Source organism: Alcaligenes pakistanensis, from assembly GCF_014652815.1.
GTDB classification, from domain to species: domain Bacteria; phylum Pseudomonadota; class Gammaproteobacteria; order Burkholderiales; family Burkholderiaceae_B; genus Alcaligenes; species Alcaligenes pakistanensis.
In genome coordinates this window covers 454,978-474,682 of the sequence record NZ_BMZN01000004.1, presented here as the reverse complement: position 1 = coordinate 474,682, position 19,705 = coordinate 454,978, and the positions used below count along the sequence as shown (strand labels likewise).

The following is a 19,705-nucleotide window of genomic DNA, read 5'->3' as shown; positions in this document are numbered from 1 at the left end:
CTATAGTTGAAATCCCCTAGAAAAAGGGGCTCGGCCTAGGTCATGCTGCATGGCACAATAATTCTTTGCCTAATAGCCAGCAGAGACGACCATGTCCTTCGCGATTCCCGGTGAATCCGTGGCCAAGACGGCGGTGCGCCAAAAGGCGCCCGGCATCTTGGCCTGGTTGATTGCTTACCCGCCCTTTGATCAGATGCAGACGCAGCACTGCGATTATTTGATCGAGCACAGTGAGCTTCGTTTTTTTTCAGCCAGGCAGCGCTTGTTCGAAGAAGGCGCGCGGGTAGACCAGCTCTACATTATTCGCCAGGGCCAAGTCTCCAGTCAGGAACAAGGCGAAACCCGTGAATACGTGGAAGGCGATTTACTGCCTGTGCGGGAGCTAGTCTCTGGCCAGCCTTTGGCTACCGCCTACGAAGTTCAGGAAGACTGCTTTGCGCTCTGTGTGGCTGGCGAGGCGGTCGCGCATCTACTGACTAATAGTGAACCCTTTCGGGACTATTGCCTGCGCGGCACCAGCAGTTTGCTGGCCTCCGTCTGGCGTAGTGCTCAGCAAAGCGCCAGCGCGGATTTGGGTGCCAGCTACACGCTGGACATGAGCCTGCAAGCCCTGACTGAACGTGGTTTGCTGAGCTGCTTGCCGGACTGCCCGGTTGAGCAGGCCGTGAAAGATATGCACGAGCGTCAGGTCAGCAGCATCGTGGTGGTTAATTCGGACACCCATCTGCTAGGTATCTTTACGTTGCGCGACTTGCGCCGTCTGGTGGCGGGCGGGCAGTACGACCCCACCCAGGCTATGTCTCAGATCATGACGTCGGATCCGGTTTGGCTCAGCCCCCAAGCCTCTGCTTTTGATGCGGCCTTGCTGATGGTCGAGCACCGGATCGGCCATATTTGCCTGGTGCAGGACCATAAAGTGGTGGGCATGGTGTCCGAACGCGATGTGTTCTCCTTGCAGCGCGTGGATCTGGTGCATTTGTCCCGCGCCTTGCGCTGCGCACAGGATGTTTCGGTGCTGGTGAGTTTGCAGTCGGATATCGGGCGCTTGGTGGATGCCATGCTGGCCCACGGCGCCCGCTCGGAACAGCTGACGGCAGTCATTACCCGTTTAAACGATCACACCGTGCAGCGCACGATTGAGTTGACACTGCCCGGCTCGGGCCTGGAGGGGATCGAGTTTTGTTGGTTGGCCTTCGGCAGTCAAGCGCGTGGAGAGCAAACCCGCCATACGGATCAAGACAATGGTATTTTGTTTCTGGCGAATTCGCCTGAGCAGAGTAAGGCGTATCGCGCCCTGTTCCTGCCTTTTGCGCGCCGGGTAAACGAAGCTTTGGACCGCTGTGGTATGACCTGGTGTACAGGTAATATCATGGCCAGCAACCCCGAACTTTGTCTGTCAGAGGCCGAATGGTTGCACCGTTTTCAGATCATGATTGAACGGCCGGCGCCCGAGCAATTGCTAGAATCCACGATCTATTTTGATTGTCGTGCCATCTGGGGCCAGAGCAGTTTGTTGCAACGCATGCAGCGTCGGGTTCTGGCCATGGTGAACGACAACCACGTATTCCAGCGCATGCTGGCGCAAAGCACCTGTCAGACCCGTATTCCCAGTGGCAAGCGGCGTAGCCGTCTGGAAGCCTTGATGGGGCAGGGCGAAGACAAAATTGATATCAAGAAACAAGCCTTGGCACCCATGGTGGACGTACTGCGTGTACTGGCCTTGGCGCATGGTTGCGAGCTGCCGTCCTCTTTGGATCGCTTGGCCGTTCTGACCCAGCGAGGCGTCTTTACCGCTGAGGAATCCGAGGGCTTGCGTGAGGCTTACCGTTATCTGCAATTGCTGCGTTTGCAGCACCATCAAACTCAGCTGCAGCAAGGGCAGGAGCCCAACAATCTGGTGCGTTTGAACAGCTTGGGCGCGTTGGACGCACGGGTATTACGTGAAGCTTTGTCGCAAGTGCGTCGTGCACAACGAATTTTGGCTTTCCGGTATCGCTTATGAAATTGCTTTCCTGGCTTCCCTGGCGTCGTTCCTCCTTTGCCGCACGCAGCCCTTCTTTATCCTGGAGCGGGGTGGACGAGCTGCCTTTGCAGCAGGCCGCCTTTACCGTGCTGGATCTGGAGACCAGTGGTTTGGAGCCCAAGCGCCATCACATTGTGCAGATGGGCGCGGTGCGGCTGGAACACGGTGCGATTGCCTTGGGTAATATCTGGTCGGGACTGGTTCGTAATCAGGGTGAACGCAGCCCTGAAAGCTTGTTGATCCATGAAATCAGCCCGCAGCAGCAAGAGGAGGGCGAGCCCTTGCCGAAGCTGATGCGCGACTTCGCTCGCTATTCCGAAAACACCGTATGGATAGCGTGGGATGCGGACTTTGATCTGGCTTTTCTGGACCGTGCCTGGCCGCAAGCTGGCTTGGAACAAGCTCGCCCTCTGGCATTGGATCTAGCTGATTTGGCAGCATGTGTTCTGCCAGAATGGCGTGGCCGACGCTTGGGTCTGGATGATTGTCTGAAATATTGCGGCCTGCCCGTTATTGATCGTCATGACGCTTTGGGCGATGCGCTGGTCAGCGCGCAGTTATTGCAGTTGTTGATCGGGCGCGCCAGGCAAAAGGGCGTACTGACCATTGGGCAGGCGCGGCGTTTGATACAGACGCACAAACAACGTCAGGCCAACGCCTTTTAAGAACCGGCAAGACCCCAGGCAACCCGCATCATGGCTTCGTAACCTGAGTTGAAAAGCTGAGTCAGAAAGGGTGTGGTCTGTGGAATAACCACTGTTAGCAAGGTCAGGCCGATCGTCAGTGTAATGGGGAAACCCACCGCAAAAATCGTCAATTGTTGGGCGGTACGGTTCAAGATCCCGAAGGCTAAGTTGATGGTCAGCAGCACAATAATCAGGGGCAGTGCCAGCAGCATGCCCGATACCCACAACTCGCTGCTCCAATCCAGTAGGGCTCCCCAGCCGTTCTGGCTTAAGTCTGTGCCTATGGGCAAGACATGGAAGGTACGCACCAGTACACCCAAGACCAGTAAATGACCGTTCAGGGCCAGGAAAGTCAGTACTGCAATGACGTTCAGCAGACGTGACAGCACGGCGGTGTTCGAGCCGGTGGCCGGGTCAAAAAAGGACGCAAAGGATAAGCCCATTTGCAGGCCGATGAATTCCCCTGCGGTTTGCACGGCGGCAAACACAATGCGCATGGTCAAGCCCAGGGCCACGCCAATCAGCACTTGTTGTGCGGCAATCAGCAAAGCCTCGTAAGAGGCTGTGGGCAGATCGGGCAAGGGTGGCAGTGAAGGGGCGATAATCAGCGTCAGCACAAAACCCAGGCCTATCTTGGCGCGTTTGGGAATGGCAGATTCACTGAAAAAGGGAACGGTCGCCAGCGTGGCCAGAATGCGGATAAAGGGCCACAAAAAGGCATTAAGCCAGGCTGTGAGCTGTGCTGAGTTCAGGTCGAGCACGGATAACCTAGTTCACCAGCCCTGGAATGCCACGCAAGAGGCCTTGCATGTAATCGACCATATTGTTGATCAGCCAGGGGCCCAGCAGCACCACGGTAATACCCATGGCCAGCAGCTTGGGGATGAAGGACAGTGTCATCTCGTTGATCTGTGTGGCGGCCTGAAAGATACTGATGCCCAAACCCACTACCAGCACCACAATCAGCATAGGCCCCGCCATGGACAGGGCCAGTTTCAGAGCGGTGTAGGTCATGGACATGACGGTTTCGGGAGTCATGGCGGTCCTTTATTGGTAGAAACTGCGTGCCAGGGAACCGAGCAGCAGATGCCAGCCATCGGCCAGCACAAACAGCATGAGCTTGAAGGGCAGCGAGATGGTCACCGGCGGGACCATCATCATCCCCAGTGACATCAAGACGCTGGCAATCACCAGGTCGATAATCAGAAAGGGGATGAAAATCGTAAAGCCGATCTGGAAGGCTGTTTTCAGTTCGCTGGTGACAAAAGCGGGGACCAGGACGCGCAAGGGCACATCTTCGGGGCTTTCCAGTTCGCCCACTCCCGCCATCTCGCCAAACAGTTTCAAGTCGGCTTCGCGAGTCTGGTGCAGCATAAAAGTTTTCAGGGGCTGGGCACCTTGCTCCAGGGCCGCCTCAAAACTGATCTTATTTTCCGACAAGGGTTTGTAGGCGTCCTGATACACCTGATCAAACACTGGTGACATGACAAAGAAGGTCAGAAACAGGGCCAGACCGACCAATACGGTATTCGGTGGTGCCGTACCCGTTCCCATGGCGTTGCGCAGCAGACCCAGCACAATAATGATGCGGGTAAAACCGGTCATCATCAGCAGGGCGGCTGGCAGGAAGGACATCATGGTCAGCATGGCCAGCGTCTGGATGCTTAGCGACCAGGTTTGCGAGCCGTTCGGGCCTGCCGTGCTGGTAATGGCCGGGACGGCCTGTGCCCAGAGCTGGGCAGGGAGCAGCAAGCCCAGCAAAGCCAGAAGCAGCAAGAGGCCGGTGCGCAGGGCAGGAGAGATGGTGGCGGTCATGATGTGTTCAGCGGGGCGCGCGATGCTGGTCCAGATGGGCCTGGAAATCCGGCTCTGGTTCAGTGGGCGTCTTGGTGTGGAGCAGGCTGATCTGCTGGGCGGTAATGCCAATCAAAATTTCACGGTCATCAATCTGGAGCAAGGCCACGCTGCTGCGTGGCCCCAGGCGTTGGCTGTCCAGAATTTTGATGCGTTGCTGGTTTTTGTTTTTCAGCAGCCCGCCACGACGGGCCGCCCAGGCTGCTGCCAGAATCAAGCCTACGACCAGCAGCAGGCTGAGCATGATTCTGACGAGCTGGGCCTGTTCCATGTTTTAGCGGCGGCCGTTCAGGCGTTGGATGCGGTCCGAAGGCGTCACGATGTCGGTCACACGAATACCGTATTTGTCGTCCACTACGACTACTTCGCCTTGGGCGATCAGGTAGCCGTTCACATATATATCCAGCGGTTCACCGGCCAGACCGTCCAGTTCCACCACCGAGCCCTGGCCCAGCTGCAAAATGTTTTTGATCGTCAGGCGGGTGCGCCCCAGCTCTACCGACAACTGGACGGGGATATCCATAATCATGTCGATATCGGTGCTGGTGCTTGTCTGCGCGTGTTCCATGGGCGGGAACAGATTGCTGGCAGGTGCGGGAGCGGCTTGTTCGTGTACGGGGGCAGCAGCGCTTTGCTCGGCCAATGCCGCGGCCCAGTCATCATCCAGGGGCTGTTCCAGTCCCTGGGCTTGATTGCTGCTTTGGCCAGCTTGTTGCTCAGCCATGGCGGCTGCCCAATCGTCCTCGGGCGCAGACCGGTCGTTAGGGTTGTGAGGGTCGCTCATAGGGACTTACCTTTAGTCAAATCGCTGTCGTTGGTGGCCAAGATGTTTTCTACCCGCAGGGAGTAACGACCGCCGGATGTGCCGTAGTGGCATTCCAGAACCGGCACGCCATCCACGTGGGCTTCAATAAGGGTTGGGATTTCAATCGGCAATACGTCATTGGCCTTTAGCTGGGACAACTGGGCAATGCTCATGTCGATATTGACGAAGTTGGCAATCAACTCGACTTCGGCGCTGCGTACTTGGCGTGACAATTGTTGCGTCCAGCGCTGGTCAATGTCGTTGGTGCCTTTGTCCTGCAGGGGTCGGGTCAAGAGATCGCGCAAGGGCTCGATCATGGAGTAGGGCAGGCAAATGTTCAGATTGCCGCCCTGGGCGCCAAATTCAATATTGAAGGAGGTCACCACCACGATGTCGTTGCTGCTGCTGATGCTGGCAAATTTGGTGTGCATCTCCGAGCGCATATACTCCGCTTCCAGCGGGTAAATGGACTCCCAGGCTCCGCAATAGCTCTCCAGCGTCAGCGTCAGCAGGCGCTGAATGATGCGTTGCTCGGTGGTCGTGAAGTCGCGGCCTTCGACGCGGGTGTTGTAGCGGCCATGGCCACCGAACAGACTGTCGATAATCAAAAAGACCAGGTTCGGGTCGAAGGTAAACAGCGACACGCCGCGCAAGGGCTTTAAGGCAACCATGTTCAGGTTGCTGGGGACAGGCAGGTTACGCTCGAAATCCGAATATTTTTGAATGCGAATGGAGCCGACAGTAATGTCAGCGTTGCGGCGCATGAAGCTGAGCATGGTCGAGCGCAGGCGACGGGCAAAGCGCTCGTTGATCAGCTCTAACGTCTGCATGCGGTGGCGCACCACCCGGTCTGGCGAGGTCAGGTCGTAGGCCCGCACACCTGACAGGTTTTCATTCAGGGGCTTGGTGTCAGCGCCTTCGCCGGTAACACCGGCCAGCAGTGCATCGACTTCGTCTTGGGATAGGAAGCTCTGATACGACATTTATTGGATGACAAAGGCGGTGAACAGGACATCATTGATGTACGGTACAGCGGGGTTGGGCGCATAGGGCTCTTTCAGGCCGGCGCTCAGCTGTGCAACCAAGGCTTGACGCCCCTCAGAAGTCTGGATGTAGGCAGGGCGCTGTTCCGCCAGAATCTTCAGCACGCGGTCCCGCACCATGGGCATGTATTCCAGCAACATGGCACGCGAGCCATCGTCCTGGACACGCAAGGTGATACCTACGTACAAAATACGCGAGCGGCCGTTCTCGTTCAGGGTGACAGTAAAGGGATCGAGCGGTGCAAAAATAGGCTTGGCGCTGGCCTTGACCACCGGAGGCTCGTTGGGGGCTGGGGCTGCCTCTACAGACTGGCTCTTTTCTGCCCAGGCCAACCAGGCAGGCGGGCTGCTTTGTTGCAGGGAGTAGTACAGCGTTGCGCCCACGCTAGCGGCGATAATAAACAGAACCAGCAGACCGGTTTTCATCAGGCGTGCAAGTTTGGTGGGTGCTTTTCGGGCCATGTGATGTGAGCGATGAATTTTCTAGCGTATGACAAACAGACAAACGCATGTCTGGCCTGAGCCTGACTGCATGCCTGAGCTATTGTGCCGGAGGTCAGACAGGACAGGCCCGGCGAATAGACGCTGCTTTTCGAGCTTAATCATGCTTTTTGCCGGGCTGTCTGTGGGACCTTGAATCAGGCGAAGGTATCAACAAGCGCATTGGGGGCCAGCGAGCGCGTGACGGTGCTGCCTGTCAGGAGGCTGGCCTCGTCCGAAGTGGCCAGACCATTCAGGCTGAAAGCGGGCTGATCGCCTTTGCTATCCTTAGCGGCCAATTGCTCGTGAAAAGCCTGATGCGAGGCGTTTTGGTCACCCACATCAGCCTGACCCAAGGTCAGCCCGTTCTCGGCAAACTGCTGTTGCAGCTGCTGCAAGGACTGTTCCAGAGCGTGGCGTACCTGAGCGTGGGGCGAGGTAATCATGGCGTGGGCCATGCCGTCCTGCATCTGCAAGGTAATACGTAATGGGCCCAACTCGGGTGGGTCCAGGCGGATATCGGCGCTTTGAATGCCACCTTGGGCTTGTTGGGCCAGCGTGATCATTTGGCGACCCATTGCCGCACCCCATTCGGGTGATTGAACGGGTGTGGCCACTGCCAGAGCCATGGGGCTGGGCAGAGCTGCTGGACTACTGACTTGCATCGCTACGGGTGTCGCTGTGAGCTGAGCCAAGAGGGATGCATCCAGAGGCGGTACGTTCTGAGTCACGCCAGCGCGAGCATCGTCGGCCATTTGTCGGCCAAAAGCGGCTAGCGAAGCAGTCGCCTCATCCAGCAAACGAGTTTGGGACGAGGCCGCCTGGGAGGCTGCATTTTGCATGCTTTGGCTGTTCAGAGCCAGCGCGGCAGTCAGAGCCGGTTTACGAGCGGGGGCCGCCGTCAACGGATTGCTGATCTCTGCTGCTTTAGGCAAGGCCAGTTCAGCGCTCAGATCCAGTTCGCTCGTCGCTTCGGCCGCCTTCAAGGGACCGGACTGAGGCAGGCGGCTGGCGCTGCTCAATTCGCTAGCCAGGTTTGGGCGTGTGTTGGCCGGTGTCAGCCTGCTATCAGCCTGGACAGTTTTGGGATCAGCTTTGCTGTTTTTGATGGCCTGCACTTGCGACAAAATCGACAAGGCTATGGCGGGTAGACCGCTATCGGCCTGGGCATCCAATGCGTCGTCCAGATCGGTCTCGGCAACGATCAAAAGAGCCGAGTCTTTTGCCAGTGCGTCCAGATCTACCGCTTCCGTGAGATCAGCAGCCGATTCAGCCAGTTTGGGGCTGTCTGCGGGGGCTTGAGTCTTGGCGCCGTCTGGCTTGGCTGCCTGGGGTTTTTGTGCGCCTTTGTTTTGCACCTGTTGCTGTTGAGTCTGCAGGTGCTGGGCAAAGCCTTCGTCTTTGGGCGCTTGCGCAGCCGTAGGCCCGCTCGTCGAGGAGACGGGGGCCGAAGGTGCGGCGGGGGCCGCAGGTAAAACCGAAAGAGTGGGCGAAGTCATGGCGGCGCTTGTTTAATAGGCGTTCTGGCTACGGGTATAGAGACGAGCAGCAATTTCATCGCTGCTGCGTTGTTCCATTCTTTGCTGTTGGACTTGTTGGGTTTGGAGACGACGGTCAATCAAGGTTTCGTAAGCCTTCAGGCGTTGTTGGTGGCCATACCAGACCTGGCGTCCCTGCTCCATCTTCTCTTCTAGCGATTGGATAACGCTATTTTGCTGGGAAACGGCCTGGTCCAATGTCACGATAAAGCGCCGGAAATTGTGATAGTTCGCCATGGTTACCCCGGTTTGGCCCACATCCAGCAGGCGCTGGGCGTAGTCCTGACGATACGTCTGCAGCATTTCCAGCTGGGATTGGGCCGCATCGCGCTGTGTGCGCAGCTCCTGCAGCTCGCGGGCCGCGTCATCCACGTTATTTTGGCTAAGGTCGACCAGCGTATGTAAAGAGGTGTTGGCTTTCATGTTTATTGCTCGCTATTTAAAACGGCGTTCAATTCATCAAAGGCGCGTGGCACGTCCACACGTTGCTGCATGCCTTGTCGCAAGTAGGCTTCCAGCCAGGGGTAGCGATCAATGGCTTGGTCAATGGAAGGATCATTGCCACGGGTATAAGCACCCACGGCAATCAGGTCACGGTTGCGTTGGTAGCTGGACAGCAGGCCCTTGAAACGGTGCACCAGCTTGATCTGTTCGGGGTCCACAATGCTGGGCATAACCCGCGAGATGGAAGCCTCGATATCAATGGCTGGGTAGTGACCGGTTTCGGCCAGGCTGCGCGAGAGCACAATGTGGCCGTCCAAGATGGCGCGGGCCGAGTCGGCAATCGGGTCTTGCTGGTCGTCACCTTCTGTCAGCACGGTGTAGAAGGCCGTGATCGAGCCGCAACGCCCTTGGGCGTCGGGTTCACCATTGCCAGCGCGCTCCACCAGGGCGGGCAGCTTGGCAAAAACAGAAGGCGGATAACCTTTGGTGGCGGGGGGTTCACCAATGGCCAGAGCGATTTCACGCTGAGCCATGGCATAGCGCGTCAGCGAATCCATGATGAGCAGCACATTCTTGCCTTCATCACGGAAGAATTCGGCTAAACGCGTGGCGTAGACCGCGCCTTGTAATCGCAGCAAGGGCGAGACGTCGGCCGGAGCCGCCACCACAACCGAGCGTTTCAGGCCTTCTTCGCCCAAGTTGTGTTCAATAAACTCTTTAACTTCCCGGCCCCGTTCACCGATCAAGCCCACGACAATAATGTCGGCCTGTGTGTAGCGTGCCATCATGCCCAAGAGCACACTCTTACCCACGCCAGAACCGGCGAACAGGCCCATGCGCTGGCCACGACCTACCGTCAACAGGCCGTTGATAGCGCGTACGCCCACGTCCAGAACGGTGTCGATGGGGCTGCGGTTCAGGGGGTTGGGCGTAGTGTGGCTGAGCGAGACGCAAGAATGAGCGTCGATGGGGCCCAAGCCATCCAGCGGGTTGCCGCTGCCATCGACAACTCGGCCCAGCAGACCGGGGCCAACGGGGACGTGGCGTGAACGTGCCTGGGCAGGCAGGCGATCAGGCTGATCAGAATCAGGCAGAGGAACTGGCGGTTGCAGTTGTGCCTCGACAGGCACAACGCGTGCCCCTGGGGGCAAGCCGGATATTTCGCTAAGCGGCATCAGGTACAGGGACTTGCCTTCAAACCCGACGACCTCAGCTTCAGCCCAGATATTCTGGGCGGCAGACAATTCAACCTTGCAGGCAGCCCCGACCGCCAGCTTCAAACCCGTGGCTTCCAATACCAAGCCGGTGGCGCGTACTACACGGCCACTGCGTAAGGCTGGCTCAATCGCCTGCACCCGCTGCTGTGCAGACAGCATCTGGGCACGCCAGCGTTCGGGAGAGGAGGCGAGCAGGGGTTTTGCCATTCAGGGCTCCAGCGTCGCGGGCAAGCCCAGGCTGGCCAGCGCCCGTTTCCAGCGAGTGGCAAGGGTGGCGTCAATATCGCCATAGCTGGAGCGCACCCGGCATTCGCCGCGTTGCAACTGCGTATCTTCTTGTAGACGCCAGGCTCGTGGTTCGCCTTGTTCGATCAGGAACTCACGCACCAAACTAATGTCATCGGGGTGTAAGGTCAGTTCCAGAGCGCTGGTATCGCCCGGATCGCTGCGCAGCACCTCGGCCACCAAATCGCGAATGCGGCTGGGTTCTGTCTTGATGGTGCTTTGTAAAACGTGTTCGGCGATGCGTGTGCCTAGCTGAATTAACGATTGCCCCATTTCCTGGTCCATGGTTTCAATGGAGCGGGCGCAGTTCTGGTTCAGGGCAACAAACTCTTTAATGTATTGGTCAATTTGCTCTTGGGCTTTTGCCATGCCAGCTGCCAGCCCGGCTTCGTAGCCCTGGGCATGTCCGCTTTCTTTGCCAGCTTCCATCCCGGCCGCATGGCCCTGGTTAAAACCGGCTTGATAGCCTTGGGTATGACCTTCCTCCTGGGCCTGGGTGCGCTGAGCATCCAGGTCTCGCTGCAGCTCTTCGTCTGTGGGAGGAACAAACTCCGGCTCTTCAGGTTCGCTAGGGACGACAGGATCATCCAGCCCCTGCATTTGCCAACGGCTCCAGCTTTCCTGAAGCTCCGAGTAGGCCGAGGCTTTGCGGTGGCCGGACATTTACAGGCTCCCGTTTGCGGGTTTGCGAATGGCGCGAAGGGGCAAGGACGGCTCCAAGGAGGCCGTATTAGACATACTCGTCCCCACTCAGGCCGCCCAACGTAATCTGGCCGGCTTCGGCCAGACGACGGGCCACTTGCACGATCGCCTTCTGTTCCTGCTCCACCTTGGACATACGGATCGGACCTTGCGCATCGATGTCCTCGCGCAGCATTTCGGCAGCACGGTTGGACATATTGCGGAAGAACTTTTCGCGCAACTCTTCGGGCGCGCCTTTCAGGGCGATGGTCAGTGCAGAGGTTTCGATTTCCTTGAGCAGCAGCTGGATGGCAATGTCTTCCACATCGGCCAGGTTCTCGAACACGAACATTTCGTCCACGATGCGCTGGGTCAGGTCGGCATCCATACTGCGCAGGCTGGTCAGGACAGACTCTTCCAGGCTGGCATTCATGTAGTTCAGCATTTCTGCTGCCGTACGCGGGCCACCCATCTTGCTGCGCTTGGCACCCTGACCAGACAGCATGCCGTTCAGCACTTCAGTCAGCTCGTTCAGCGCCGTGGGCTGTACGCCGCCAAAGGTGGCAATACGCAAGACCACATCGTCGCGCAAGCGCTCGGGAATGTGGCCTAGGATATCGGCCGCGCGGTCACGCTCCAAGTGCACCAGAATGGTGGCAATAATCTGTGGGTGCTCGTCGGCAATCAGCTCGGCCACACTGGACGCATCCAACCAGTTCAGGGCATCAATACCACTGCTGGCACCTTCGCCGTTTTCCAGCAGGTCCTCGATCAGGCCAGCGGCACGGTCCGAGCCCAGGGCCTTGGTCAGGACCGAGCGGATATAGGCGTTCGAATCCAGGGCCACTGCCATGAATTGATCGGCTTCCTGACGAAAGCTCTCGAGCGCCCCGTCCATATCGGCGCGGGTCAGTTGCTTTAAGGATGCCATCGCGGTACTGAGCTGCTGTACTTCACGTGGCGAGAGGTGACGAAACACCTCGGCGGCGGCATCTTCCCCCAAGGACATCATCAAAATAGCACTGCGTTCGATGGAGTCGTCTGGTTTAGCCGTTTGCATTTTTTTCATCTTTGTTCAACCAGGAGCGCAGCACCATAGCCACTGCGCGTGGGTCATCATGAGCCATCGTGCGGGCTGTGTTCAGATTCTCTTCGTAGCGGCTCATTTCAGCGGCGCGCTGTTCAGCGGCATGCTCACGAGCGGCATCTTCTTTCTGGCGCTCAACGCGGGCATCAGCCACCCCCTTGGCCTGGATCAGGCCCTGGATGATGGGGTTGATGACAATGCGCCATGCCATGAACAAGATGAATGCAAAGACCAGATACTTGACCAGTTCCATGGCGAGCTCGCGGTATTCCGGATTTTTCCAGAAGGGGGTATCAACATCGCCTTGCTCGTTGAACTGACCGTTCACCACGCTCAGGCTATCGCCTCGTTCAGTTGAGTAGCCGACGGCTTGTTTGACCAGATCGCTGATCTTGTCCAGTTCTGCCTGGTCCAGCGGCAGATTGTCTTTATCGGTACTGCGGTAGTTCACCACCACTGCCACTGACAGACGGCTTAGCTGTCCAATTGGACCTTTCACGTGGCTGATGGTGCGATCCACTTCGTAGTTAACGGTGGAATCGTTACGTGCATTGCCAGTGTTTTGCAGCAAACGGGCTTGCTCGGCCAGGGATACCAAAGAGGGGTCGTTGCTGACTGCGGCTGTGGCCGCGTTGGCCGTTTGTGCGGCACCGTTAGCAGCCGGGTCGACGGCAGGCGCAGTCGGTTGCTGGGGCTGGTTAGGTGCGGCGGGCGGATTGACCAGATTGGCGGTGGCATTGGCAGGCACCTGATTGCTCAAGGCACCAGGGACGCCTTGGGGCTGCTGCGGGTTGCGTTGCAAGGACGAGCTGCTTTGCTGGCTGCGTACCGCGGCCTGGCCGGGCTGCTGATTCGGTTTATAGACTTCAGAGGTATGTTCGCGGCGCGAGAAATCCACGTCTGCGGTTACCTGGGCACGTACATTCCCAGCACCCACCAAAGGGTTCAGCAAGGTCAAGATACGTTGTACGGCACGGTATTCAATGTCATTTACAAAATTGCGCTGTTGATTGTCAGCACCCATCTCGCCAGTCGGAGCCGTCAGCAAACGACCATTCTGGTCAATGATGGACACTTTGTCGGCGTTCAGATTGGGCACGCTGGAGGAGATCAGCCAACTGATGGCAGAGACCTGGCCTTCGCTTAAGTCACGACCGGGGTATAGCGACAAGACGACGGAGGCGGTAGGAGACTGGCGATCACGCACAAACAGGGTTTCACGCGGCATGGCCAGGTGAACACGGGCTTCCTTGACCGAATGCACGGCCTTGATGGAGTTGGCCAGCTCTCCTTCCAACGCGCGTTGATAGGTGACCTGTTCGGTGAACTGGCTGGCCCCAAAGCGGCTTTGATCCAGCAATTCGAAACCGGCATTGCCACTGCGCGGCAAACCTTGCGAGGCCATTTGCATGCGCACATCGTGCACACGATCCTGGGGGACCAGAATGGCGGTGCCGGTGTTGTTGAACTGGTAGGGCACGTTCATCTGGCCCAGGGCCGAGACAATGGCACCGCCGTCGCGATCGTCCAGATTGGAGAACAGCACCTGAAACGTAGGGCCACGGCTCCACATCAAGAGGGCGACAATCAAGGCAATCAGTGCGGCACCCAGCCCGATCAGCGCCACTTTGGGCAGGGCGCGTATCGTGTCGTAGCCAGGAAGTTTGTTCAGCAACTGTGCTGTCTGACTCATGGATGACCTTGGTGAGGCAGAGTTCTGCATGGAATCAGGGGAGTTCAAATCAGGACGTGCTCAGGCAGCATTAAGGAAAAGGGCGGTGCGCATGAAAAGATCAGACTGCTTACACCGGCATACTGGCAATTTCTTGGTAGGCGGCCACTAAGCGGTTGCGTACCTGGATGGTGGCCTGAAAACCAACGCTGGCTTTTTGCAGGTCAATCATCACGTCATTCAAAGAGATTCCAGGCTCGCCCATTTCAAAGGCCTGGGCTTGGGTGCTGGCGGCGTTCTGTGCCTGGGATACCCGGTTCAAAGAACGAGCCAACTCGGCAGCAAAGCCGCCAGGAGCGGCTGCATTGGCCGAGGAGGATACCGAGCTGGAAGCCCCTGCCGCCTGCGCGACTGCGCGCATCTGGGCCAGAAGGTTTTCAACGCTGGAAAGATTGGAAATCGACATATTCGCTTGCCAGAAAGTCAGGATGGGCCACGCGCACAGGTGCGGGCAGCTTGCCGTGCTTAATGTAACGTTTAGCGAGCCAGGCTAAGCAGGGTATCTATCGCCAAAAACAGGGGCTTTTCAGCCCTTATGAATGGGATGCTCAGGGTTTGGAGGCGTCGTGTACAGCCTGCAAGGCTTGTGTGGCCTGGGGATGGCCTTGTTCCAGCGCATACAGCCAGGCCAGCAACTCGGCGACAGCTTGATAGAGCTGGGGGGGGATGTGCCGGTCCAGGTCCACTTGCATCAACAGGCCGACCAGTTCTGGGGACTCGTGTACGTAAAGCCCGTGCTCGCGGGCTGTATCGATAATTTTTTCAGCCAGCGTGCCATAGCCTTTGGCGACGACGCGTGGCGCCCCCTCTTTGGGGTCGTAACGCAGTGCCAGTGCCTGTGGGCGATGGGTGGGGGCGTCATGGCTCATTGGTCAGGTCCTGCGGCAAGCTCGGGTCGGCCTCAATCTGTAGTTGGCTCAGGACCAGGCCTTGATCCTGCAAACGTTCGCGCAGCGGCAAGCTGTTTTCGTCCAGATAAGGAGCCGACTGATCGGCCTGTATATGTACCAGCAACTGCTGATTCAATAAATTCAGACGAAGCGTGATTGGGCCCAGGGTAGGCAGGTCTAGTTGCAGGGTGCTGGACCAGTGCTCCGTGTCTTCTGCTGACTGGGCCTCGTGACGTTGCACGGACCAGTTCATATCCGCATCGGGCCAGGCCTGGCCTTGCCATTGCAGGTTCTGGTGAGCCAGTGTATCCAGTTGCTGACGCACCAACATGCTATTTGCCGGGTCTTGCGCGGCTGGCTGGTTACTGGGGCTGTTTGTAGTCGTAGCCGGTTCGGTAGCCGGGCGATTCAGGTTTTGCGGTTCTTGCTGCAACTCGCCCACGCTGCGCTGCCCAAAGTGCAGATCACTTAAATGAGACTCATAGAACAAGCCGCTATGTTGCAAAGCCTGGGGTAGCGCCTGGGTGAAATGCTGGGCAAGGGCGGCAGTGCCCCCTGTGGGCAGGGTATTACCGGCGGCTGTGCCTGCGGTACCGGCAGGGCTGCCTGGGCCAGTGGTGCTTGTGCCGCCCGGTAAGGGTAGTCGTTGCTGTGCCAGGGGTGGCAGTGTATTCGCCGTTGTTTGACCTGTGCCAGGGCGCGAACCTGCATTGGCGTCGCTGCCAGGGCGGGTGGATTCGCTGCTTTCAATCTGGGTTTTGAGGGGGCCAGGCAATAAGGCTTGTCGCCCTTGTACGGCAGGAGCTCGATCCGGAAAACGTTCCAGCAAGGCCAGAATCAACTGAGCCGTGCGCCCCAGGGTGGTGGGCGCTGAGCTGGTGCTGGCGGTCTGGGGGCCTCGGCTGTCTAAGGTAGGATCGGTCGAGGTTTGACCGTTTTGTGTGCGCAGATTCCGGCTGTCACGGCCCTGGGTGTGGGCGCGCGCCTGGTCCACGCTTTGGCGTTGATCGCGGGCTGTCTGGTTTTCAGCGCGTTCAGGGCGCTGACTGCCCGGTGTCTGGCTGATGGCATCCGGACGGGCACCGGTCGCAATATTACTTTGCTGCGACGTGCTGATACCCAGAACGGCATCAAGCCGCTGAATAAGCAGCGTCCCCAGGGGAGAGGGGCCGCCTATGCTCATGGGTGGATGCTAGGGCTGTAATACGCTTGCAGAACCGTTTGCTGGCGCTTCATATTGCCCAGCAGCGCGCCAAGGCGGCTCAGTTCGGGGGTGGCCAGATGACGGATTTGGGCATCATCTTCCAAAATTTGGGTCAGCAATTGACGGCGTGCCTGTTTTTCAGTCACAGACAGGTCTTCCATATTTTTGAGCTGTTCCACGGCGAGTTGGTAGTGTTCGGACTGCTCGAACACATCCTCCCAGCGTGCCGTTTGGGCAAGCTCCAGCATGTGACGGGTGATGCTGGCGATAATTTGATATTGATCGACGATCGGGTTAGAGGTATCGCTCATGTTCGTACCAGGCGCTAAAGGCGCAAAGGAGGTTGGAGGTGCAGCTCAGGTACGGAACCTGTTCTGCGAGCCCCGGAGTCAAGCTGGCTGCTTGGCACGTTGGGTATCAACATTGCTGCGCCAGGCATCGGCAATATCGGTCAGCAAACGCTCGGCCAGCGTCAGCTTTTCCGCATCATTGCGAAGGTTGGCCAGCATCAGGTTGTGCAAAATCAAGTCGTAGGTTGCGACCAGATTGCGAGCCAGTTCTCCGCCCTTTTCGGTATCGACCGCCATTTTCAGGCCGCTATCGACAATATCAATAGCCTTCGATATAGACTGCCCCCGCCCGGCAATATTGCCCTGTTCCATGTGCAAGCGAGCTTGCAGCATGGCGGTGCGAGCACCGTTAAATAACAGGGTAATCAGGTGTTCCGGGCTGGCGCTCAGCACCTCGGTTTCCAGGCCTACTTGTGCGTAGGCTCGGACCGACTGTTGGCCAAAACGACGGGATGGGGCAGGATAACTCATAGGGGTTTACTTGCTATTGTTCATATTTCCCAGCATGGACAGTTGCTGGGTCAGGTAGTTGCTGGTGCCTTGCATGCGGTTGATCATGACGTCCAGCTGTACGAATTGCTTGCGGTAGGCTTCCATTTTTTCTTCGATACGCTTATCGGCGGTGTCGTATTGGTCCTGCAAGCTTTTGCCGACTTTCTCAGCGCCTTCCTGGGCTTTATCGATACGTCCGCCTTTTTTGACAAAATCTTCCGCTGCTTTCTGAACACGGCCAGCAATTGCCTGTTCACCGACAAACATTTTCTGGACGTCAGCCATATTGTTTTTCAAGGCGGCGTCTAGTTTCTTGTCATCAATCTTCAACTCGCCGGTTTTGGGGTCTAGGTTTATGCCAAGACCGATCAGAGTACGTATTTCGCCATCTCCGCTCACATGGCCAATCGTGGCTTCACGCATCGCGTTCTGGGCTTCCCGGGCCAGGGAGTCACCGGTCAGGGCCGAGCCTTGTTTCAGGTCAGGGTTGTAGGCTGTTAGAGTGCGAATGGATTTATTGAACTTGTTGTAAGCCGCAACGTATTCCTTGATAGCCTCGGCAGCCTTGCTATCGTCTTTGCTGACGTCAATATTGATGGTTTCAGAAGACGCTTTATTTAACGTAATCTCCAAGCCCTCAATCGTATCTTTCAGCGTGTTGCTTTCACTGCTGATTTCAATGCCGTTCACTGTCAGTTTGGCGTTGATCGCTTTAGTCTGCTCAAAACCGCTGGCAGCAGGATCGCTAGAGTCAAAATCTAGCAGATCGCCCAAATCGTTGTTGTTTTCAACCTTGATCGAGGTGATGGAAGCGGACTTGCCCGTTTCTGCGGCCGATAACTGCAGACGGTAAGGCTCGTCTGGGTCGCCGGTATTAATAATGGTGGCTTTCATGCCCAGCTCAGCGTCGCTATTGATAGCGTTCATCACGCCTTGTAAGGACGTGTCTTTGTCCTTCATGTCCAAGGTATGATGTTTGCCATTTTCCAGCGTGACGGTAATCTTCCCACCTTCCCCCATTGCTGTATCGCGCGTGGTCTGTGCCGGTGCAGTCAATGTCTGCCGGGAAGCCAAGTTTTCAACCATGATTTCGTACTGGCCGGGTGCTGCCTTGGCACTGCCGGAAACCTTGATGTTTTCACTGTTAGAGACGGCTTTGACTGCACCGAAAACATCATTTGAATTTAGTTTTTTGGCTGCAGCTTGTAGCTCTGATAGGCCGCTTTTAAGCTGACCGTAGGCTGAAATCTTGTTGGTATTGGCAACCTGACGGTTCTGAATGACGGCAAGGCTCTTCTTTTCCGTTTTGCGCAGATCTTCCAGCAGTTCGTCCAGCTTCAGGCCTGAACCTACGCCAATTGCAGAAATAGCCATATCAAATACTCCTGTAGTGTCCTATTTTGACGCGAATGTGCCGCGCGCAAAGCCCATGTCAATGGGAAGTTTCGATGCCAGTTTGGTTTTTATACCTTCACGCTGATCGCGTTGCCCTGTAACTGAACGATCATTTTGGCGATCTGGATGACTGCCTCGGAAGGCACCGTGCGCAGCACCTCGCCCGTTGAATTGTCCACAATAGACACCACTAGGCGCTGGGCGTCGTCATCCATATTGAACCGAATGCCGGTAGACCAGGCTTGCAGGGAATTGTTGATCTGGTCCAGGGTGTCGTCCAGCGTGTTGACCATGCCGGGGGCGGGTTCGCGCTTGTCTGGCCAGCGTTGCTGAAGCTGGGTATCGGTACCGCTTTCCTTGATGGGGGTCACAGTAGTGGCCGCCGACGGGATAGGGGTGCCAGGATTTTGCTCCACAGGGGAAGCCAGGGGCACCAAGGCCGTCGTTTGAGATGAAACTGAGCTGATCATGACATCACTCCAGAAGGGACTTGGTGGCAGGCCGGCTCCATAATATGGGTGGGCTTGGCACCTGTATCGTTCCAATTACGGCACTCTCCTGTGTATCTTTAGGAAATATTTTGGTTTTTGCCCGTCTTGTGTCGGTTTAAAGCCTGAATAAGATGGCGAAAGACTGTTTGATTTGGGGACTGTTAGGCAGGACTGGGAGGCAAAATAGCTCAATCGTTATTGTCCGGATTCGTGCCTGTCCATGCCTCGTTCAGAAGACGTCCTGGTTGAGCAGTACGCCCCATTGGTGCGCCGCCAAGCGCTCCAGCTCGTGTCGCGCCTGCCTCCCAGTGTCGAGTTGGATGATCTGATGCAGGCCGGCATGATGGGCTTGCTCGATGCCGTGCGCCGCTACCAAGTCGTGGCCGAGGCCCAGTTCGAGACCTACGCCGTCACGCGAATCCGTGGCGCGATGCTGGACGAGCTACGTAGCCAGGACTGGCTGCCACGCAGCGTGCGCAGCAAAGCGCGTCAGATTGAAGTGGCTGTCAGCACCTTGCGTCAGAAGTTGCTGCGCGAGCCCAGCGAGCCGGAAATTGCCGAAGCACTGTCTTTGAGCATGGATGATTACTACGAGCTGCTGGATGAAGCCGTCGGAGTGCAAGTCATTCACTATGAAGACCTGAAACGCCATGCCGACCCTTCAGCCGATGCGCTGGAGTTCCTGGAAGACAGCACGCGAGAGCAGGCTTACTTTGATAACCCGTTGAATCTGCTGACTTCTCAAGGCCTTCGTCAGGCCTTGATTACCGCTATTGACCAACTGCCCGAGCGTGAAAAACTGCTGTTCGCGCTGCAATTTGAGCAAGACCTGAACCAAAAAGAAATTGCCCTGGTGCTGGGCGTGACCGAAGGGCGCGTGTCCCAACTGCGTAGCCAGGCCGTGGCCCGTATTCGTGCCAGTTTGGCGAAAGACCAGTGGGACGCCATCTCCGATTGCGCAGAGTTTCAGGTTTTGTTGTAGCGAGCGTGCTGAATTTTAATATGTGG

23 protein-coding genes are annotated in these 19,705 nt (G+C 57.2%); 3 read left to right on the top strand and 20 right to left on the bottom strand.

Annotated elements, in window-relative coordinates; translation table 11 throughout:
• The first annotated feature begins 91 nt into the window (after positions 1 to 91).
• Together IE156_RS15040 and IE156_RS15035 are read left to right on the top strand one after the other, a co-directional pair.
• Positions 92 to 2,002, top strand: a complete 1,911-nt coding sequence (locus IE156_RS15040; protein ID WP_189393376.1) for a DUF294 nucleotidyltransferase-like domain-containing protein — start codon at positions 92 to 94, stop codon at positions 2,000 to 2,002.
• Entirely contained in the window at positions 1,999 to 2,688 is a 690-nt protein-coding gene (locus tag IE156_RS15035; protein WP_189393374.1) for a 3'-5' exonuclease, read from the top strand. Before IE156_RS15040 ends, IE156_RS15035 begins: the two co-directional genes overlap by 4 nt.
• Here IE156_RS15035 and fliR read toward each other — a convergent pair.
• From fliR to IE156_RS14935, 20 genes are all read right to left on the bottom strand, one after another.
• Positions 2,685 to 3,470: a flagellar biosynthetic protein FliR gene (fliR, locus tag IE156_RS15030; RefSeq protein WP_189393373.1), complete on the bottom strand. Its 786-nt coding sequence runs from the start codon at positions 3,468 to 3,470 to the stop codon at positions 2,685 to 2,687. The two genes, IE156_RS15035 and fliR, sit on opposite strands and share 4 nt — an antisense overlap.
• Positions 3,471 to 3,477: 7 nt before the next feature.
• A complete protein-coding gene (gene fliQ / locus IE156_RS15025) occupies positions 3,478 to 3,747 on the bottom strand; it encodes a flagellar biosynthesis protein FliQ (RefSeq protein WP_003804652.1) in 270 nt (89 codons plus the stop codon).
• Positions 3,748 to 3,756: 9 nt separating this feature from the next.
• Positions 3,757 to 4,524 carry a flagellar type III secretion system pore protein FliP gene (gene fliP, locus IE156_RS15020; RefSeq protein ID WP_189393371.1) on the bottom strand — a complete coding sequence of 256 codons (768 nt, stop codon included), beginning with the start codon at positions 4,522 to 4,524 and terminating at the stop codon, positions 3,757 to 3,759.
• A gap of 7 nt (positions 4,525 to 4,531) precedes the next feature.
• The gene (fliO, locus tag IE156_RS15015; protein ID WP_229841386.1) at positions 4,532 to 4,834 is read right to left on the bottom strand and encodes a flagellar biosynthetic protein FliO; all 303 of its coding nucleotides are present in this window, start codon (positions 4,832 to 4,834) and stop codon (positions 4,532 to 4,534) included.
• Positions 4,835 to 4,837: 3 nt separating this feature from the next.
• Positions 4,838 to 5,347 (bottom strand): flagellar motor switch protein FliN, encoded by a 510-nt coding sequence (gene fliN, locus IE156_RS15010; protein WP_189393369.1) that lies wholly within the window; start codon positions 5,345 to 5,347, stop codon positions 4,838 to 4,840.
• On the bottom strand, positions 5,344 to 6,351 hold the full coding sequence (gene fliM, locus IE156_RS15005) for a flagellar motor switch protein FliM (protein WP_189393368.1): 1,008 nt from the start codon (positions 6,349 to 6,351) through the stop codon (positions 5,344 to 5,346). The genes fliN and fliM overlap by 4 nt, the downstream gene beginning before the upstream one ends.
• Complete coding sequence (locus tag IE156_RS15000; RefSeq protein ID WP_229841384.1) at positions 6,352 to 6,837, bottom strand: flagellar basal body-associated FliL family protein; 486 nt, start codon at positions 6,835 to 6,837, stop codon at positions 6,352 to 6,354.
• Positions 6,838 to 7,049: 212 nt separating this feature from the next.
• Positions 7,050 to 8,390 (bottom strand): flagellar hook-length control protein FliK, encoded by a 1,341-nt coding sequence (locus tag IE156_RS14995; RefSeq protein ID WP_189393365.1) that lies wholly within the window; start codon positions 8,388 to 8,390, stop codon positions 7,050 to 7,052.
• A gap of 12 nt (positions 8,391 to 8,402) precedes the next feature.
• On the bottom strand, positions 8,403 to 8,852 hold the full coding sequence (fliJ, locus tag IE156_RS14990; protein WP_189393363.1) for a flagellar export protein FliJ: 450 nt from the start codon (positions 8,850 to 8,852) through the stop codon (positions 8,403 to 8,405).
• Between the two features lie 2 nt (positions 8,853 to 8,854).
• Entirely contained in the window at positions 8,855 to 10,297 is a 1,443-nt protein-coding gene (fliI, locus tag IE156_RS14985; RefSeq protein ID WP_373296543.1) for a flagellar protein export ATPase FliI, read from the bottom strand.
• On the bottom strand, positions 10,298 to 11,038 hold the full coding sequence (gene fliH / locus IE156_RS14980) for a flagellar assembly protein FliH (RefSeq protein ID WP_189393362.1): 741 nt from the start codon (positions 11,036 to 11,038) through the stop codon (positions 10,298 to 10,300).
• A gap of 67 nt (positions 11,039 to 11,105) precedes the next feature.
• Positions 11,106 to 12,116 (bottom strand): flagellar motor switch protein FliG, encoded by a 1,011-nt coding sequence (gene fliG / locus IE156_RS14975; RefSeq protein ID WP_189393537.1) that lies wholly within the window; start codon positions 12,114 to 12,116, stop codon positions 11,106 to 11,108.
• Entirely contained in the window at positions 12,103 to 13,836 is a 1,734-nt protein-coding gene (gene fliF / locus IE156_RS14970) for a flagellar basal-body MS-ring/collar protein FliF (RefSeq protein ID WP_189393360.1), read from the bottom strand. Before fliF ends, fliG begins: the two co-directional genes overlap by 14 nt.
• Positions 13,837 to 13,945: 109 nt before the next feature.
• Positions 13,946 to 14,281 carry a flagellar hook-basal body complex protein FliE gene (gene fliE, locus IE156_RS14965; protein ID WP_189393359.1) on the bottom strand — a complete coding sequence of 112 codons (336 nt, stop codon included), beginning with the start codon at positions 14,279 to 14,281 and terminating at the stop codon, positions 13,946 to 13,948.
• Positions 14,282 to 14,423: 142 nt separating this feature from the next.
• Positions 14,424 to 14,744, bottom strand: a complete 321-nt coding sequence (locus IE156_RS14960) for an EscU/YscU/HrcU family type III secretion system export apparatus switch protein (RefSeq protein WP_189393357.1) — start codon at positions 14,742 to 14,744, stop codon at positions 14,424 to 14,426.
• On the bottom strand, positions 14,734 to 15,948 hold the full coding sequence (locus IE156_RS14955) for a flagellar hook-length control protein FliK (RefSeq protein ID WP_189393355.1): 1,215 nt from the start codon (positions 15,946 to 15,948) through the stop codon (positions 14,734 to 14,736). The genes IE156_RS14960 and IE156_RS14955 overlap by 11 nt, the downstream gene beginning before the upstream one ends.
• The gene (locus tag IE156_RS14950; RefSeq protein ID WP_189393354.1) at positions 15,945 to 16,280 is read right to left on the bottom strand and encodes a flagellar protein FliT; all 336 of its coding nucleotides are present in this window, start codon (positions 16,278 to 16,280) and stop codon (positions 15,945 to 15,947) included. Before IE156_RS14950 ends, IE156_RS14955 begins: the two co-directional genes overlap by 4 nt.
• A 78-nt stretch (positions 16,281 to 16,358) precedes the next feature.
• On the bottom strand, positions 16,359 to 16,790 hold the full coding sequence (fliS, locus tag IE156_RS14945; protein WP_189393353.1) for a flagellar export chaperone FliS: 432 nt from the start codon (positions 16,788 to 16,790) through the stop codon (positions 16,359 to 16,361).
• A gap of 6 nt (positions 16,791 to 16,796) precedes the next feature.
• Positions 16,797 to 18,185 carry a flagellar filament capping protein FliD gene (gene fliD / locus IE156_RS14940; RefSeq protein WP_189393352.1) on the bottom strand — a complete coding sequence of 463 codons (1,389 nt, stop codon included), beginning with the start codon at positions 18,183 to 18,185 and terminating at the stop codon, positions 16,797 to 16,799.
• 89 nt (positions 18,186 to 18,274) lie between these two features.
• A complete protein-coding gene (locus IE156_RS14935; protein WP_189393350.1) occupies positions 18,275 to 18,676 on the bottom strand; it encodes a flagellar protein FlaG in 402 nt (133 codons plus the stop codon).
• Positions 18,677 to 18,917: 241 nt separating this feature from the next.
• On the opposite strand from IE156_RS14935, the gene IE156_RS14930 reads away from it, so the two are divergent.
• Positions 18,918 to 19,679: an RNA polymerase sigma factor FliA gene (locus IE156_RS14930; RefSeq protein ID WP_189393349.1), complete on the top strand. Its 762-nt coding sequence runs from the start codon at positions 18,918 to 18,920 to the stop codon at positions 19,677 to 19,679.
• The last annotated feature ends 26 nt before the right edge of the window (positions 19,680 to 19,705 follow it).